We start from the raw sequence: 16,474 nt of genomic DNA on the forward strand, positions 1-16,474 counted from the left end.
AGTTGAAACAAAATATCGCCTTAATTTCAATCGTCTTTATTTTTTGTCTAATTTTTCAACAATGTGCCTGCCAGCCAAATATTGAATACCACGCCGATGGTAACCGTCATGCCGAACGCGGCAACGGCGGGTGTACTGCTGATGGCGAGCAGGGCAAAGGAAATGGCTGTCGTCGCGGCGGCAAGCAGCATACCGCCTAATTTTGCCGGGGCGCTATGGTGTGCGGTGGCGGCATAGACGGCATAGTCCACGCCGATGGCGGATACTAAAAGCAGGCCGAACATGGCAAACAGGCTGACGGGAATGCCGGCCAAACCGAGTACGGCAACGGTGCAGATGGCGGCGGCCAGCGGCACGGCAAGGATTTTGCTGCCGCGTTTGAAACCAAACATTTTCCACAAAAGCAGCCATGCCAACGCATAGGAAGCCAGTTTCAACCATGCGGCCTGATTGCGCGTGTGGTGGAAAAGCTCGTTTAAGTGGGCGCGTTTGTCTGCCCAATGTACGCCGGAGACGTGTTGCACTGCGGCGCGTACGGCAGCTTCATCGGTCATGCCGTTCAAACGCACGACGGCAGCAAAACGGCCTAGTTCAACTTCGCCCAAATACAAGGAACGCCAAGCTTCTGCCAAATCGGTATTCAGGCCGTCTGAAAGCGACAATGGTTGCGTATCGGCGGCTTGAAGCAGGGCATCGCGCACGGTTTTGCGCGGAATACCGATTTCAGTGAGCGGTTTCCAGCTATCAGGCAATTTGGTCAATTCGCGCAGGCGGTTTTGCAGTTTTTGCTGCTCTGTTGTCGGAAGGATGAATTGGTCGGGCGATTGGATGCCGGATAGTTTGCCTTGTGCGATTAAGGGCTGCAGGGCACGGCCGAGTTCGGCGGTTTTCTTCAATAGGGCGTCTTCGCTTTGTGCTTCGGCCACCAAATATTTGCCGCCAAAATCTGTGCCGCTCAACCGGCCGATTTGTTGTACTTCTGTCAACATCGCGGTCGGCATATTGACCCATTGACGGATGTCGTCACGCCAGTCGCTGCGCCACAATCCGACTGCCAGCAAAATTCCGCCCACGATTAACCAGCCGCGTTTGTGTAGGCGGTTTTTCAGACGGCCTGACAAGGAATAGAGCTTTTCGGTTAATGCGGCAAAAGGCACGGTTTTGGCACGATAGCGGCGAAACAGCGGCGGCAGCCATAAAACGGTGGCACCAAACGCGCCAAATAAGGCAAAGCCTGAAAATACGGCGGTTTGGCGCAGTACAGGCAAAGGGGTGAACCACAGCAGCGCGTAGCCCAAGACGGTAATCGTCAGGCTGACGGCAAAGCTCGGCAAGACATGTTTTATTGCCGATTCGGCCTGCCAAACGGTCTTTTCAGACGGCCCGAATACCGACGGCGCAAGCCAGTGCAACGGGAAATCCACCAACATGCCCACCAAGCTGGTGCCGATGACGATGGTCAGGATATGCACTTCGCCGAAGGTTAATAACGCAACCGCCAGTCCGGTTAACATACCGGCTGCCAGCGGCAAGGACAGCAAAAATACGCGGCCGCTGCGGAAGACCCACAACAGCAGCGCAAAGGTCAGCCCAAGTCCGACCATGCTCATCAGCCGGCTTTCTTTTTCTGCGGCTGCTTTGGATACAGCAGCGAACAATGCGCCACCTGCGCTTAAGGTTTCCGCGCCGTTTTCCGAAGCGATTTGACGGCTTTGCGCCATCAGCGGCAAGAGGGCATCGTTGCCGGAAAATTGATCGCCGCCGGCGAGCCGTCCGCGTAAAAATACCCAAGTTTTGCCTTGGTCTTCGGCAAACAGCATGCCGTTGTCCATGTCCCACTGCAAACGGCTTTGCGGATTGGCTTTGTCGGCAACAAAGCGTCCGAAGCCCAGCCAGTCTTGTTCTAAAGACAAAGGGGAGGGGGCGGCAAACGGATTGGCCGCGGCTTCTGCGCGCGCTTGAAAATAGGCTTGCGGCTGCTCAAACAGCAGGCGGATTTCGTCTTGCGGCAAAACCGCCAAGCCCAGTTTCTGCATATCTGCCCGCACCTTGTCCAAATTCGGCGTCATGCTGCTGTCGACTTGTTCAAATACGCCGCTTTTGCGCCATGTGTCGGCAATTTGTGAGGCCGTCTGAAAAGCGGTTTCGGCATCGGTACTGCCGGCAAGCAAAATAACTTGCGAATTGAGCTGCGCTTCTGCGGCTTTATCCGCAGCCGTCAGTAAGGCATCGGGTTGCTGCTCGCTTGGCAACAGTGCAGTCAAATCGGTTTGGATACGCGCTTGTGAAGCAAAGGCATAAACCAAAAACAGGGTAAGAAACAGGATAAGGGCAGTATAGAGGCGGTTTAGGAGGCGAAGATTCATCGTTCAGACGGCCTTTTGCAAATGCTGCTGTTGGTGTGTGGAATAAGTAAAAGTGCAGTAAATTAAATCAGATTATTATTATTTTGTCAGTTATTAGATGGTTTGCCGGTCGATTAAATCATTGGGTTGGAGCGAACCGAAAAACTGCCATTGCGGAGCGACGGCGTTGTCCTTCCAAACGCAGGCAAGTGCCATCGTATCTGCCAAAATCGCGCTTGTGCCGTGCCAATCGGTTTGCTTTCCAGCGCGTAAACCGACGGGTTGTCCTGAATCGAAAACATAGCCGACTGATTTCATGTCTGACGGGAAATCCAAATTCGCCGCTTTAATCAAGGCTTCTTTGAAACACCACAATCGGTAAAACGTTTCAGACGGCCAGTTTGCCGTTTCCAAAAAGTCTTGTTCTTCCTGCGTGCAGACCAAAGCCGACAGCGCTTTGAAATCACGCGGGCGGATAAATTCGATATCGACACCGGCTGTTAAGGGATGAGACGCACACAATAAAGCGGCAAAGCCTTGGCTGTGGCTCAGCGATACAGTCGGTAAATCGGTTTGCTGTTTTAATGCTCGGCTGACTTGCCAGTCCTGACGCTGCGCCAGTTGCGGCGTGGCAGCCAAACGTTGGGAATCGGCTGCGTTTAGAGAGGCATGGTCATAGCAGGCGGCAAAAGACGGATCGGCCAGCAGGCAGTGAAGGGGTGTTGTATCCATAAAATAGAAAAATGCCAAACTTCATCTTGAAGTCCGGCATTTTTGACATTGCTTAGTGGAAGCTGCCTTTCAAAACCACACGGCTGTTGAATGTAGCGATGTGGCATTCGTACTCGTTACCGCCTTTGGTTACTTTGTCAAAGTAGCTAACCAGATGAACGGATTTGGCTTTTTTGCGATGCGCAGTACTTTGGAAGCGTTTAACTGCGCTTAAGAATGCGCGTTGGCAGGTTTCATCAGGGGTTTTGCCGACTGAGTTGGAGATTTGACGGGAAGTCAAAGTCGCACCGGATGTGCTGCCGTAGTGAACGCGGATGCTGGGGTCCAAAGCGGATTTAGCTTCGGCAGAGTTCAAAGCCACATCGACTTTACACATATAAATATCGTTTTGACCTTTACCATTGACTTTATGGCCTTCACCCATGCTGCGGCAGGCAGAACCGGCGGCAGTTGTTTTTTGAGTAGAAGTTTGAGAGGAGGAAGTAGATGGTTGAGAATTGCCGGATTGTGAGCAAGCGGCAAGCATCAGGGCGGATACGGCAACCAAAGCAGAAAAACGTAACATACGAACTCCTTTGTAATAAGGGGTGTGAAAAAAGGTTTACAGAAAACAGAATCATTTTAACATATATGAAAGAAGTATAAAAATAGGATGATGTAAAAAATATTATATTTTTATTTAAATAATTTCATGGTGTTAAGAAAGTTTGGGGCGGTCATGCTTGACGAAGGAGGGCAGAAAGCGTATATTGCGGTCTTCCTTAGGAGTAATGGCTGAGAGGCTGAAGGCACTTCCCTGCTAAGGAAGCATGTGGGGTCAACCTGCATCGAGGGTTCGAATCCCTCTTACTCCGCCAAATATGAAAGACACCGTTTATACGGTGTCTTTTTTATTATCCGGAATTGCTTGAAATCTGAGGCCGTCTGAAAGTGTGAAATGAACGATTTGATTATCCTAAACAAGCCTTATGGCGTGATTTGCCAGTTTTCTGCACATGAAAAACATCAGTGCCTTAAGGATTTTGTCGAGAAACCGGGATTTTATCCGGCCGGCCGTTTGGATACGGACAGCGAGGGTTTGCTGCTGCTGACCAATAATGGCCGTTTGCAGGCGCAGATTGCCGACCCGAAATTTAAGCAGGTCAAAACTTATTGGGCGCAGGTGGAGGGTTCTCCTGATGAAGCCAAATTGGATTTGTTGCGCCGTGGCGTAGATTTGGGCGATTTTGTCACCCGTCCGGCCGAGGTCAGGGTATTGGAAGAGGGTGAAGCGGATGTTTTATGGCCGCGCGTGCCACCGATTCGCGTGCGCAAGTCCGTGCCTGATTTTTGGGTGGAAATCAAAATTTCGGAAGGGAAAAACCGCCAAGTGCGAAGGATGACGGCGAAAGCAGGCTTTCCGTGTTTACGCTTGGTCCGTGTGGCAATAGGCTGTCTGAATCTGTTTGATTTGAATTTGGAATTGGGACAATGGCAGTTTGCGCCGCATCGTCCTTAAATAGTATGAATAAAGGCCGTCTGAAACTATTCAGATGGCCTTTTGTTATGGAAAATCAATGATGTGAATGACCGATTTGGAAGGTCAAAGTGGTGTAGTTCGCCTGTTTTTGGCACACGCTTTGATCGGGGAAATCGGCTTTGTGTTCTACGCTGGCTTTCCAGAAACCTTGGCGCAGGGGAATGATGCTGACTTCGCCTTTGTCATCAGTGGTATCGGAGAAGGCTTGGGCTTCGGTTTTATGGGTTTTGCTGCGGTCGCTGGTGTCGAAGCCGTCAAATGTGGCGGTAACGGTAGCGTTGGGCAGCGGCTCGCCATTGAAGAGGACGCGGACTTTGAAGCGTTCTCCGACATGGACGTTGGCAGGGTTGTCCAAAGGTACGATTTCCAAATGTTGGCCGACTTGCTTGGTGATGATGGCGGTATCTGCGCTTTCGTGGCCGACATTGACGATGTTTTTGCCGAACATACGGGTTTGCTCGCAATAGCTTGCATCAGGCATTTCTTTGATGCTTGCCTGCTTCCAGCCCGCGCTGTTTTTTGACCAGAAAGTCGGTTGATATTCGGCGGTTACCAAGTAGCTGCCGTCTTTGACCGGCAGTTTGCTGCGGTATTGGTAATTGTATGTGCCTTTTTGAATCATGTTTTCTTTGCCTTTTTCAGTCACCAGTTGCATGGGTTTGCTGAAAATGTGCAGGCGGTCTTTGGCGATCGGCTCAAGCTCCGGGAATTCGCCATAGCCCAATTCGGCTTCAAGGTATTCGCCGCCATGTGTGTGGGCGGTTTCAACCCAAACGCGATGGGCGTGTGCGGCAGTGCTGAATAGGAAGGCAGATGCGATAAGCAAAGCGGTTTTTTTCATGATTTCTCTCCGATTTTCGATGTGTAGAAAAGATAGAATAAATTCGTTCGTTATAATATAACAAAATTATTTAAATTTAAAGAGAGGCCGTCTGAAAACTTTCAGACGGCCTTTTAGATGATTGTTTTTTGAGTCGGATTATTGAAACGGTTTAGTCCCCGTCACGACAAACATCAATTGCTTCCTGCAAACTGCTGACGCCGTAGATTTTCAGGTTCGGAAACTCTTTGGCATTGCGCGGCATATTGGCTTTGGGGACGATGGCGCGTTTGAAGCCGAGTTTTTCCGCTTCTTTGAGCCGCTCTTGCCCGCGTGCAACAGGGCGGACTTCGCCACTTAAGCCGATTTCGCCGAAAACCACGGTTTTTTCAGGCATGGGGCGGTTGCGGAAGCTGGAGAGCATGGCGAGGATGACGGCAAGGTCGGCGGCGGGTTCGCCGATTTTGACGCCTCCGACGGCGTTGAGGAACACGTCTTGGTCGAAGCAGGCAATGCCGCCGTGGCGGTTGAGGACGGCGAGCAGCATGGCGAGGCGGTTTTGTTCGAGACCGACGGTGAGGCGTTTGGGGGTGAAGCCGTGCGCATCATCGACTAAAGCCTGAATTTCGACCAAAAGCGGGCGGCTGCCTTCTTGCGTGACCAAAACGCATGAGCCGGGCGTGTCGTCACGGTAGCTGGCGAGGAAGATGGCGGACGGGTTGGATACGCCTTTCAAACCGTTTTCGGTCATGGCGAATACGCCCAATTCGTTTGCTGCGCCGAAACGGTTTTTGATGGCGCGTATCATGCGGTAGTTGGAATGTTGGTCGCCCTCGAAATACAGTACGGTATCGACCATATGCTCCAGCACGCGCGGGCCGGCAATCGCGCCGTCTTTGGTAACGTGTCCGACCAGTATCATGGCGATGCCCATCTGTTTCGCCATACGCGTCAGTTGAGCGGCACACTCGCGCACCTGCGACACGGAGCCGGGGGCGGAAGTGATTTGGTCGGAATACATGGTTTGGATGGAATCAATGACGACGACTTCGGGCTGATGCTGTTTCAAGGCCGTCTGAATCGCTTCCATGCGGATTTCGGCAAGCAGGTTCACGCCTTCGGTGGGCAATTCCAAACGCTGTGCACGCAGGGCGACTTGTTGGGCGGATTCCTCACCGGAAACGTACAGCACTTTGCGGCTTTGCGCCATTTTGGCGATGGTTTGCAACAGCAACGTAGATTTGCCGATGCCGGGGTCGCCGCCGAGCAGGATGACTGCGCCATCTACCAAACCGCCGCCCAATACGCGGTCGAGTTCGCCCATGCCGGTCGGATTGCGCGGCACTTCGGTGGCGGTGACGGCGGAGAGGGATTGGACGGTCGAAGTGTCCGCCGCCCAAGATTGGAAGCGGGCGTTTTTCGGTTCGGGCGCGGCAAGGCTTTCCTGAAGCGTGTTCCACTCGCCGCAATGCGGGCATTTACCCTGCCATTTCGGGGAAGTGCCGCCGCATTCGGAACATTGGTAGATGGTTTTGGGGGCTTTTGCCATGGTGTTTTCCCTGTGGAATATTTGATGTGTGAAAAGGTCGTCTGAAAACAATCATATCGTTTTCAGACGACCTTTTTTATTGAGAAATAACAGGTTTATTTTTTGCTGTCTTTATCTGCATCTTTTTTCGGTGCAGGTTTTTTCGCTGCCAAACCCAAAGATTTTTGCCATTCGGCTGGATTTTTCACCAAGTCCAAGGCTTTGCGGAGCTGATCGTCTTTGGCCGGATTTGGAATGCGGCGGCTGGAGATGTCTTCGTCTTTGTCTTTTTTGGACTTGTCTTTATCGACATTGGTTTCGGCATTGGCAGGCGTTTCAGTGCTGCTGTTGACGTCTTGGCCGCCCAACGGATTGCCGATATGGCCGACCAAATCAGCTTCGCGGCTTTCAAAGGCGCGGTCTTTATCTTTGACTTCAACGTCAGGAACAATGCCTTGTGCTTGAATCGAGCGGTCGTTTGGCGTGTAGTAAAGGGCGGTGGTCAGTTTGACTGCGCTGCCGCCGGAAAGCGGAATCAGGGTTTGCACTGAGCCTTTGCCGAAACTTTGTGTGCCGACGACGACGGCGCGTTTGTGGTCTTGCAATGCGCCGGCAACGATTTCGGAAGCGGAGGCCGAGCCTGCGTTAATCAGGACGGTCATTGGAATGGTTTTCAGCTCGGCAGGCAATCCGGCCAACGGGTCTTTGCCGCTGGTGGTGATGTAGTCTTCGGCAGTTGCTTTGAGCACCATGCCTTCTTTTTTGTTGCGGCCTTTGGTGCTGACAACGGTTACGTCAGGTTGCAGGAAGGCTGCGGATACGCCAACTGCACCGTTGAGCAGGCCGCCCGGGTCATCGCGTAAGTCGAGGATGATGCCTTTGAGCGGGCCTTTGTTTTCTTTGACAAGGGCTTGTGCGGCTTCGTTGAGCGCGGCAACGGTGCGCTCTTGGAATTGGGAGACGCGGATGTAGCCGTAGTCTTTTTCAAGCAGGTGATGGCGCACGCTTTTGACTTTGATGATGGCGCGAGTCAGGTTGACGACGATGGGTTTGTCGGCATTTTTGCGTGAAAGGGTCAGGGTGATTTTGGTACCCGGTTTGCCGCGCATTTTTTTGACGGCTTCGCTGACGGTCAGGCCGCGCGTAGAGGTATTGTCGATTTTGACGATGAAGTCGCCACTTTTTACGCCGGCGCGTTCTGCCGGAGTGTCTTCAATCGGGGCAACGACTTTGACGAAGCCGTCTTCTTGTCCGATTTCCATGCCCAAGCCGCCGAATTCGCCGCTGGTGGATTCTTTCATTTCAGCATAGCCTTTTTTGTCCATATACTCGGAATGCGGATCGAGATCGGACACCATGCCTTTCATTGCGCCTTCAAAAAGCTCGGCATCGGGTTTGTCTTGGTAATAGTTGGCTTTGATTTGGCCGTACACTTCTGCCATGGTGCGGATGGTCTGCACGGGCAGGGCCTCGTTGTCTTTTTTGTCTTTTTCGGCGGCAAAACTTTGTACACTCAGACTAAGGGCGATGCCGCTAAATGCGCCGAGAGTGTAGATTGCAACTTTTTTCAAAGTGGATTTTGTTGACATTCGTTTGACTTTCTTTTTGTGTACGGTAAGCAAAGTGGTTTTTGTTTTCTCTGAACCCGTTGACTTTATGTGATTTAAACGCTTGGAACAATAAGTTTAAGGTAAAAGTTTGTTGTTTAATGTGCTGAACAGGCGTGAAAATCGTGTTTTATTGTAGTTTATGATGAAATTCAGACGGCCTGAAGGGGAAAATTCACTCAGGCCGTCTGAAACATCAGTTAATCCATGAAAGCGGATTCATGACTTGTCCGTTGTAGCGGACTTCAAGGTAAAGGCCGGTTTCGCCCGACGGCAAAGTGCCGCTGGTACCAATCTTGCTGCCGGCATTGACGGCATAGTTTTGGGCGATGTCAATTTCGCTCAGGCCAGAGTAAATGCTGACATAGCCGTCGCCGTGGTCGAGGACGACTACTTTGCCGTAACCTTCAAGTTCGCCGGCAAAAGTAACTGTGCCTGAGGCAATGCTGCTGACCGGAGCCGGAACGGTATTGTAGAACACGCCTTTCCAAACTTCACCATCGCCGCGGTCTTGACCGAACAGGCCTGCCAGTGTGCCGTTAACCGGTTTTTTCAGACGGCCTTGCATGCGGCTGAAGCTGTTGGCGTTGCTGACGGTCAAGCCTTGGGTATTTGGGGCTTGCAGTTTCATGTCTTCGTCAGTCAGCGTGGACATGGCGGCGCGTTCGGCTTCGGCTTTTTGTTGGGCGGCAGCCTGCTCTTTGCGTGCTTTTTCAGCAGCGGCCAAACGGGCTTCGGCGGCTTTTTTACGCGCTTCGGCTTCGGCTTTGCGTTGCTCAGCTTTGTGTTTTTCCAAATCTTTCAAGAGATTGTTGAGGCGCTGCTCGTTTTCTCTGTGGTTGATTTTCTTTTGCGCTTCTTTGGCCATTTGCGCGTTTTGACGGCGGCTTTCGGCTTGTTCTGCGGTATTGGTCACGCCTTGTTGACGCAACGAAGCTTGAATATTGGCTTGCAGTTTTTTCAGGTAAGCCAATTCATTGTTGATTTTTTGCTCTTGCGCTGCCAGCTCTTTTTGTTGTTTTTCCAAGTCTCTCATGACTTGGTCGTTGGCGTTGTTGATATAACGCGTGTAACGCAGGAAGCGGGTTTTTTGACCGGCATCGGCGTTTTTCAGGAAGAGTGCGACCGCGTTGGGCTGGCTGTTTTTATAGTTGCCGGACACAAAGCGCGAAATTTGGGCGCGCGTGTTGGAAACTTCGGCTTTCAACTGGTTGGCATCGGCATTGAGTTTTTGGAATTTTTCCCAAGCGTCGCGTTGTTTGCGGTTGATGCCGGAGAGGTTGTTGCGTGTTTGTTGCAGCTGTTTGAGCGTGGCATTGACATGGATAATGAAACCCTCGTTGCGTTTGGCAAAGGATTTCTTGCTTTCCATTTCGTTGGCGGCGGCAGCCACGGCTGCTTTGAAATCGTTGTCGGCTGAAGAGACGGCTTTAGGCTCAGCTTTAGGCTCGTCTTTTTTGTTTTGCTCTTTAGCTTTTGTGTCTTTTTTAGCGTCTTTTTTATCTTCAACAGCTTTTTTGGCAGGCTCTTTGGCTTTGGTTTCTTTAGCGTCAGCCTTTTTGTCTTCGGCTGCTTTTTTTACTGGTTCTTTGGATTGACGGTCTTTTTTATCCTCAGCCGTTTTTTTAGCAGGCTCTTTGGTTTTGGTTTCTTTAGGTTCTGCTTTTTTTACAGGTTCTTTGGCTTTACTGTCTTTTTTATCTTCAACAGGTTTTTTGTCTTGTTCTTTGGCTTTGCCGGGTTTTGCGGCTGCGGCTTTTTTGTCTTTGGCTGTTTCTTTAGGCTCTTCGGCTTTGCGGTTGACCTTTTTATTGTCGGCAGCGGCTTCGGCGGCTTTAGCCGGTTTGTTTTTGGATGAAGCGCGTTCGTTTTTGTCGGCGGTTTCCTTCTCTTTGGAGGCTTTGACTTTAACCGCTTTTTTGTCTTCCTCTTTTTCTTTTACTGCTTGTTTTTTTGAGGTTTCTTTTTTTACATCTGTCTTAGTGGCTTCTTTCTCTTTTTTCACGGGCGCAGCTTTTTTGACGGTGGCCGCTTTTTCTTTCGGCGCGTCTTTGGCAGCATAGGTTGGCAGGGAGAAACTGAGCAACAGGGCGAGAATGAGGGGTTTGTAACGCATGGTTCGATCTTGCTATCAAAGTAGGAACAATAGGACGGATTATACTGTCTGTCAGGCCGTCTGAAAATAATATCGGGTTGCAATATGGACGAACGGTCTTATATAGTAACGATAGAGTAGGCGGACGGGGTTTAGTCTGCCTGGAAACTGACAGTCTGCATCGACGGGATATTATGAAAAAATATTTATTAGTAGTGTTGGGCGCCATGGTTTTGGCGGCTTGCGGTAACGATACCGATAAAATCGGACGCGCCAGTACGGTGTTTCATATGTTGGGTAAAAACGACCGTATTGAAGTGGAAGGTTTTGATGATCCTGATGTGCAGGGGGTTGCCTGCTATATTTCGTACGCGAAAAAAGGCGGTTTGAAAGAAACGGTCAATCTGGAAGAAGATGCCAGCGACGCATCGGTTTCCTGCGTGCAAAGTGCGGAAGTCATCCGTTATAACGAGGCTGCGGTTTTGAAACCGCGACAAGTGTTCAAACGCAGTGCCAGCATAGCATTTAAGAGCCAGCAGATTATCCGCTACTACGATCCGAAACGTAAGTCTTTCGCTTATTTGGTGTACAGCGATAAAATCGTTCAAGGTTCGCCGAAGAACTCTTTGAGCGCGGTATCGTGTTTTGCCCATGCAAAAACCGATGCGCCGGTACCGGCAGGCGGCGCGGTTTACGGTGCGTGCGTGGTGGATGCGCCGGTTGCCGACGGACAAAAATAATAAAATCAGCTTATAGATATTAAGAAGAATATGAATTTAGCCAACCATTTCCTGATTGCCATGCCTCATATGGACGATCCGTTTTTTACGGATACGGTCATTTATGTGTGCGAACACGATGAAGAAGGTGCGCTGGGCATCATCATCAACAAGCCTTCGCCGATTACCATGGACATGATTTTCGCCGCCGCCGACCGCAATATCCCGTTGCGCCTGCAACATGAAAACGTGATGATGGGCGGGCCGGTTCAGATTGAGCGCGGCTATGTCGTGCATACGCCGATCGGTCGCTGGCAAAACAGCATGGTGGTAACCGATAACGTCGCGCTGACTTCTTCGCGCGATGTGATTGAAAACTTGTCTAAAGAAGGTGCGGTGGACAAGGCTTTGATCAGCATTGGTTATTCAAAATGGGGCAAAGGGCAGTTGGAGCGTGAGCTGGCAGAAAATGTTTGGCTGACCGTCCCTGCGGACGAACATATTCTGTTTGATGTGCCTTACGAACTTCGTTATTCCGCCGCTTTTGAAAAATTGGGCGTCAATCCGAACGCTTTATTTTCAGGAGTCGGCCATGCCTGAAGCACCAAAAGGCACGGTTTTGGCCTTTGATTTCGGCGAGGCGCGCATCGGCGTGGCGCAGGGCGAGGCGGAGCTGGGTATGAGCCATCCGCTGGCGACGGTAACCGGCAACAGCAATGATGAGAAATTCGAGGCCATTGCCAAGCTGGTCAAAGAATGGCAACCCAAGTATTTTGTGGTCGGCCTGCCGACGCATACCGACGGGACGGAGCATGAGCTGACCCGTTTGAGCCGCAAGTTTGGCCGCCGTTTGCACGGACGTTTTAATTTGCCGGTTTATTGGGTGGACGAAAGGATGTCTTCCTTATACGCGGAAAGCCTGCTTGCAGAAGCACAAGTATTTGGCCGAAAACAAAAATCCGTACTTGACCAAGTAGCGGCGCAGGCGATTTTGCAAGGGTTTTTCGAAGGTGGCGCGGCAGAGTATTTCAATGGCCGCGAAGAATAGCATTATTCATTATAAAGGCCGTCTGAAACTGGGTTTCAGACGGCCTTTGTTTTGTTACGGCTTTGGGATAAAAGAAGTTTAGTTTGGTTAAGCCTGATTTTTTTCGGCATAAATTTTGCTACACTCCGCTTTCTTTTTTTAGACACAAATACAAGGAAAAAGTCATGGCACTCATGGACAATCTTTTGAATGCGGCTACTCAAATGTTGGGTGGCAACAACGAAAACGGCGCACAAGGTTCTCTGACCGATATGGCGATGGATTTGGTTAAGCAGCAAGGCGGCGTGGGCAACCTGATCAACCAACTGCAACAAGGCGGTTTGGGCGATGCTCTGAGCAGCTGGGTTTCCAACCAATCCAGCAACCTGCCTGTGTCCGGCAGCGATCTGCAAAATGCTTTGGGCAGCGATACCGTGAACCAAATCGCGCAAAAATTCGGCGTGGATGCCGGCCAAGCAGGCGATTTGTTGGCAAAAGTGTTGCCAGACTTGGTCGATAAAGCGACGCCTAACGGCACGGCTCAAGATGCGGATGGCTTCGGCTTGGACGACATCGCTTCTATGCTACTGAAAAACTTTATGAAATAATGAGTTGAATCATTTGATAAGGCCGTCTGAATCCGTTCAGACGGCCTTATAACTTTTGGTTTACGGTAAATAACCAATAAGTCTTTTTCTGATGGAGACGGATGGCTTATGATGTGCACTTCATTTCACCAGATAAGAAGGTTATACACATGTCCCGCTTGACCATACACACAGTCGAAACCGCTCCTGAAGCCGCCAAACCACGCATTGAAGCCGTATTGAAAAACAACGGCTTTATTCCTAACCTGATCGGCGTTTTGGCCAATGCGCCTGAAGCTTTGGCGTTTTATCAAGAAGTTGGCAAGCTGAATGCGGCCAACAGCCTGACTGACGGCGAAGTCGAAGTTGTCCAAATCATTGCAGCCCGTACCAACGAATGCGGTTTCTGCGTTGCCGGCCACACCAAACTGGCTACCCTGAAAAAACTGCTGTCCGAGCAATCTATCAAAGCCGCACGCGCATTGGCTGCAGGCGAGTTTGACGATGCCAAACTGAGTGCTTTGGCGACATTCACCCAAGCCGTTATGGCGAAAAAAGGCGCGGTATCCGACGATGAGCTGAAAGCATTCTTCGATGCAGGCTACAACCAACAGCAAGCCGTTGAAGTCGTCATGGGCGTTGCTTTGGCAACCTTGTGCAACTACGTCAACAACCTTGCCAAAACCGAAATCAACCCTGAATTGCAGGCATTTGTCTAACCTCATCAAAGGCCGTCTGAAAATTCAGACGGCCTTTTAGTAACAAGCAAGGATATCCTTGTTGTCAAGAATAATTCACGAGTAGAACCATCTACGCTTCAAACCTTATTCAGAGGAAAAAATCATGACACGCGAAGCTTTACTGAACAATGTTGCTGAACTCGTTAAAAGCAAATTAAAACCATTGGTAGACGACATCGACCGCAAAGGCCTGTACCCGAAAGGATTTATGCTGGAATTGGGCAAAATTGGCGGTTTTGCCGCGACAGGTACGGTTGAAGAAGGCGGCAACGGTTTGGGTTTGGCAACGCAAATCGCCGTATTGCGCGAAATCGGTAAAGAATGTGGCGCGACTTCGTTCAGCGCATGGTGTCAGGCGGCTTGCGCGTGGTATCTGCACCAATCGCCCAACCAAGCGGTTAGAGACAAATATTTGGCCGATATTCTGCAGGGCAAAGTTTTGGCCGGTACGGGCATGTCCAATACCGTCAAACACCTTGCCGGTATCGAAAAACACAATCTGCAAGCCGAACGTGTCGAAGGCGGCTACAAAATCAACGGTGCTTTGCCTTGGGTATCCAATATCGGCGAAGACCACATTTGGGCAAATACCGCCCAAATCGGCGACAGCTATGTGATGTTTATCACCGGCGGTCAATGGGAAGGCGTTACCCTGCAAAACTGCCCTGAGTTCTGCGGTTTGGAAGGCACGCGCACTTACAGCCTGAATTTTAAAGATGTGTTTATTCCCGATGAAGATGTGATTGCTACGCCTGAGCAGTTCCAGTCTTATATCCCGACCATTAAAGCCGGTTTCATTCTGTTGCAAATAGGTATCGGCGCCGGTGTGATTGACGGTGCGCTCGGCATTATCCGCATGGCCAATGTGGTGAACGCAGAAGTAAACTCATACCTTGACCACAGCTACGATGAATTGAAAGCCGCGTTGGACGGCGCATGGGCGGAAACCGAACGCCTTGCCGATGAAGCGTGGAATAACAAACCCGATACGCTGGCAACCTTGAAACTGCGTGAAGCGGCTGCTGTGTTGGCACTGAACGCCACTCAATCTGCCGCATTGCATGCAGGCGCGAAAGGTTATCTGATGCGCAGTCCGGCGCAACGCCGCGTCCGCGAGGCCATGTTCGTCGCCATCGTAACACCGGCCATCAAACACCTGCGCAAAGAAATTGCCGCTTTGGAAGCAGCGCAATAAATTCAAAATATCAACAATAAGACACACGAAAGGCCGTCTGAAAATACGGTTTCAGACGGCCTTTCAAAATGGAAGGAACACCAAATGGCTCAATATATGTGCGGCCCTTGCGGCTGGATTTACGATGAAGATGTCGGAGACCCCGAACACGGCCTGCCGGCAGGTACCAAGTTCGAAGACATCCCCGATGACTGGAAATGCCCTGAATGCGGCGTAGGTAAAGAAGATTTCTACCTTCTGGACTTCACCATATAAATTATCCGATTATTTAATAAAAAGGCCGTCTGAAGTTTCAGACGGCCTTTGTTTGCTTAATCGTCAGCGGTAGAGCGAAACAATGGTTTCAGCCGCTTTGACACAGCTTTCCACGTCGGCAACCAAAGCGATGCGGACGTAGCCTTCACCCGGATTGCCTTGCTCGGTATCGCGGGCAAGGAAGCGGCCGGGCAATACTTGGATGGCGGCTTTCTGCCACAGGTTGCGCGTGAATGCCAAGTCGTCACCGTCGGGAACTTTCAGCCAAATATAGAACGACGCGTCAGGCAGTTTGACATCGAATGCCTGTTGCAAGATCGGAATGACGCGGTCGAATTTTTCTTGGTAGAGGCGGCGGTTGGCAATGACGTGTTCTTCGTCGTTCCAAGCGGCAATGCTGGCGCGTTGGACAGGAATGCTCATTGCGCTGCCGTGGTAGGTGCGGTAGAGCAGGAAGTTTTTGAGCAACTCGGCATCGCCTGCGACAAAGCCGGAACGCAAACCGGGGACGTTGGAGCGTTTGGACAGGCTGGTAAACATAATAATGTTGTGCGTGCCGCGTCCTAATTGCGCCGCAGCCTGCAAGCCGCCGATCGGTTTGTTGTCGTCAAAATAAATTTCGGAATAGCATTCGTCAGAGGCAATAACGAAGCCGTATTTGTCTTGCAAATCAAAAATTTCTTTCCAGTCTTCTAATTGCAGGACGCTGCCGCTCGGATTGTTGGGCGAGCAGACAATCAGGACTTTGGTGCGCCGCCATACGTCTTCGGGCAGGCTGCTCCAATCGGGGTTGAAGCTGGGTGCAGGGCAGTTGGCAAAATGGATTTCGCCGCCGCCCAAAATAGTCGCGCCTTCGTAAATTTGATAGAAAGGATTGGGACTGATAACGACCGGTTTGGGGCCGTCTGAAGCCGGATTCAAAACGGTTTGGATAAAAGAGAACAATGCTTCCCGGCTGCCCAATACGGGCAGGATTTCATTGTCGGGATTGAGGCTCAAACCATCATAACGGCGGGCAACCCATTCGGCGCAGGCTTGGCGCAGTTCGGGCAGGCCTGCGGTCAGCGGATATTTTTCCAGTTCGTGCAGGGAGGCGGTCAGCGCATCGGTGATGACTTTGGGCGTCGGGTGTTTCGGCTCGCCGATTTGCAGATGAATGGGGGTTAGGCCTGCGGGTGCGTCAATGCCTTGCATGGCTTCACGCAAGCGGGCGAAAGGATAGGGTTTGAGGTGGTTCAATAATGGATTCATGATGTTTCTGCTGGATAAATTCAGGCGATAATCTTAGCATTTTTTAGATGGATT

General features: G+C 50.9%; 16 protein-coding genes and 1 tRNA gene. 9 read left to right on the top strand and 8 right to left on the bottom strand.

The window, feature by feature from the left end; genetic code table 11:
- Positions 1-47: 47 nt before the first annotated feature.
- The 3 genes from DBY97_RS04010 to DBY97_RS04020 all read right to left on the bottom strand — a co-directional run bounded on the left by DBY97_RS04010 (position 48) and on the right by DBY97_RS04020 (position 3,642).
- A complete protein-coding gene (locus DBY97_RS04010) occupies positions 48-2,366 on the bottom strand; it encodes an MMPL family transporter (RefSeq protein ID WP_107857521.1) in 2,319 nt (772 codons plus the stop codon).
- Positions 2,367-2,459: 93 nt separating this feature from the next.
- Positions 2,460-3,077 carry a 4'-phosphopantetheinyl transferase family protein gene (locus DBY97_RS04015; protein ID WP_107857522.1) on the bottom strand — a complete coding sequence of 206 codons (618 nt, stop codon included), beginning with the start codon at positions 3,075-3,077 and terminating at the stop codon, positions 2,460-2,462.
- A 52-nt stretch (positions 3,078-3,129) separates the two neighbouring features.
- A complete protein-coding gene (locus tag DBY97_RS04020) occupies positions 3,130-3,642 on the bottom strand; it encodes a hypothetical protein (protein WP_223168965.1) in 513 nt (170 codons plus the stop codon).
- Positions 3,643-3,841: 199 nt separating this feature from the next.
- Here DBY97_RS04020 and DBY97_RS04025 point away from each other — a divergent pair.
- Positions 3,842-3,934 (top strand) — tRNA-Ser (locus DBY97_RS04025).
- Positions 3,935-4,014: 80 nt separating this feature from the next.
- Positions 4,015-4,575, top strand: coding sequence for a pseudouridine synthase (locus DBY97_RS04030; RefSeq protein ID WP_107857523.1), 561 nt, complete (start codon positions 4,015-4,017; stop codon positions 4,573-4,575).
- Positions 4,576-4,630: 55 nt separating this feature from the next.
- Here the strand turns inward: DBY97_RS04030 and DBY97_RS04035 are convergent, their stop codons facing one another.
- From DBY97_RS04035 to DBY97_RS04050, 4 genes are all read right to left on the bottom strand, one after another.
- Positions 4,631-5,437 carry a DUF4198 domain-containing protein gene (locus tag DBY97_RS04035; protein ID WP_003685136.1) on the bottom strand — a complete coding sequence of 269 codons (807 nt, stop codon included), beginning with the start codon at positions 5,435-5,437 and terminating at the stop codon, positions 4,631-4,633.
- 151 nt (positions 5,438-5,588) lie between these two features.
- A complete protein-coding gene (radA, locus tag DBY97_RS04040) occupies positions 5,589-6,965 on the bottom strand; it encodes a DNA repair protein RadA (RefSeq protein ID WP_049322871.1) in 1,377 nt (458 codons plus the stop codon).
- A gap of 95 nt (positions 6,966-7,060) precedes the next feature.
- Entirely contained in the window at positions 7,061-8,533 is a 1,473-nt protein-coding gene (locus DBY97_RS04045) for a S41 family peptidase (protein ID WP_107857524.1), read from the bottom strand.
- Between the two features lie 214 nt (positions 8,534-8,747).
- Complete coding sequence (locus DBY97_RS04050) at positions 8,748-10,667, bottom strand: murein hydrolase activator EnvC family protein (protein WP_107857525.1); 1,920 nt, start codon at positions 10,665-10,667, stop codon at positions 8,748-8,750.
- Between the two features lie 173 nt (positions 10,668-10,840).
- Between DBY97_RS04050 and DBY97_RS04055 the strand changes: the two genes are divergently transcribed.
- The 7 genes from DBY97_RS04055 to DBY97_RS04085 all read left to right on the top strand — a co-directional run bounded on the left by DBY97_RS04055 (position 10,841) and on the right by DBY97_RS04085 (position 15,169).
- Positions 10,841-11,386 carry a CreA family protein gene (locus DBY97_RS04055; RefSeq protein ID WP_070608127.1) on the top strand — a complete coding sequence of 182 codons (546 nt, stop codon included), beginning with the start codon at positions 10,841-10,843 and terminating at the stop codon, positions 11,384-11,386.
- Positions 11,387-11,416: 30 nt separating this feature from the next.
- On the top strand, positions 11,417-11,965 hold the full coding sequence (locus DBY97_RS04060; protein ID WP_107857526.1) for a YqgE/AlgH family protein: 549 nt from the start codon (positions 11,417-11,419) through the stop codon (positions 11,963-11,965).
- Positions 11,958-12,413 (top strand): Holliday junction resolvase RuvX, encoded by a 456-nt coding sequence (ruvX, locus tag DBY97_RS04065; protein WP_070850680.1) that lies wholly within the window; start codon positions 11,958-11,960, stop codon positions 12,411-12,413. Before DBY97_RS04060 ends, ruvX begins: the two co-directional genes overlap by 8 nt.
- Before the next feature lie 164 nt (positions 12,414-12,577).
- Positions 12,578-13,000 (top strand): YidB family protein, encoded by a 423-nt coding sequence (locus tag DBY97_RS04070; RefSeq protein ID WP_004520088.1) that lies wholly within the window; start codon positions 12,578-12,580, stop codon positions 12,998-13,000.
- A 149-nt stretch (positions 13,001-13,149) separates the two neighbouring features.
- Positions 13,150-13,698, top strand: coding sequence for a carboxymuconolactone decarboxylase family protein (locus DBY97_RS04075; protein ID WP_107857527.1), 549 nt, complete (start codon positions 13,150-13,152; stop codon positions 13,696-13,698).
- A gap of 124 nt (positions 13,699-13,822) precedes the next feature.
- Entirely contained in the window at positions 13,823-14,914 is a 1,092-nt protein-coding gene (locus tag DBY97_RS04080; RefSeq protein WP_107857528.1) for an acyl-CoA dehydrogenase family protein, read from the top strand.
- A gap of 84 nt (positions 14,915-14,998) precedes the next feature.
- Positions 14,999-15,169, top strand: coding sequence for a rubredoxin (locus DBY97_RS04085; protein ID WP_003747315.1), 171 nt, complete (start codon positions 14,999-15,001; stop codon positions 15,167-15,169).
- 63 nt (positions 15,170-15,232) lie between these two features.
- Here the strand turns inward: DBY97_RS04085 and dapC are convergent, their stop codons facing one another.
- A complete protein-coding gene (gene dapC / locus DBY97_RS04090) occupies positions 15,233-16,420 on the bottom strand; it encodes a succinyldiaminopimelate transaminase (protein ID WP_107857529.1) in 1,188 nt (395 codons plus the stop codon).
- Between the last annotated feature and the right edge of the window lie 54 nt (positions 16,421-16,474).

The organism is Neisseria subflava (genome assembly GCF_003044645.1).
In the GTDB taxonomy this organism is placed as follows: Bacteria; Pseudomonadota; Gammaproteobacteria; order Burkholderiales; family Neisseriaceae; genus Neisseria; species Neisseria subflava_B.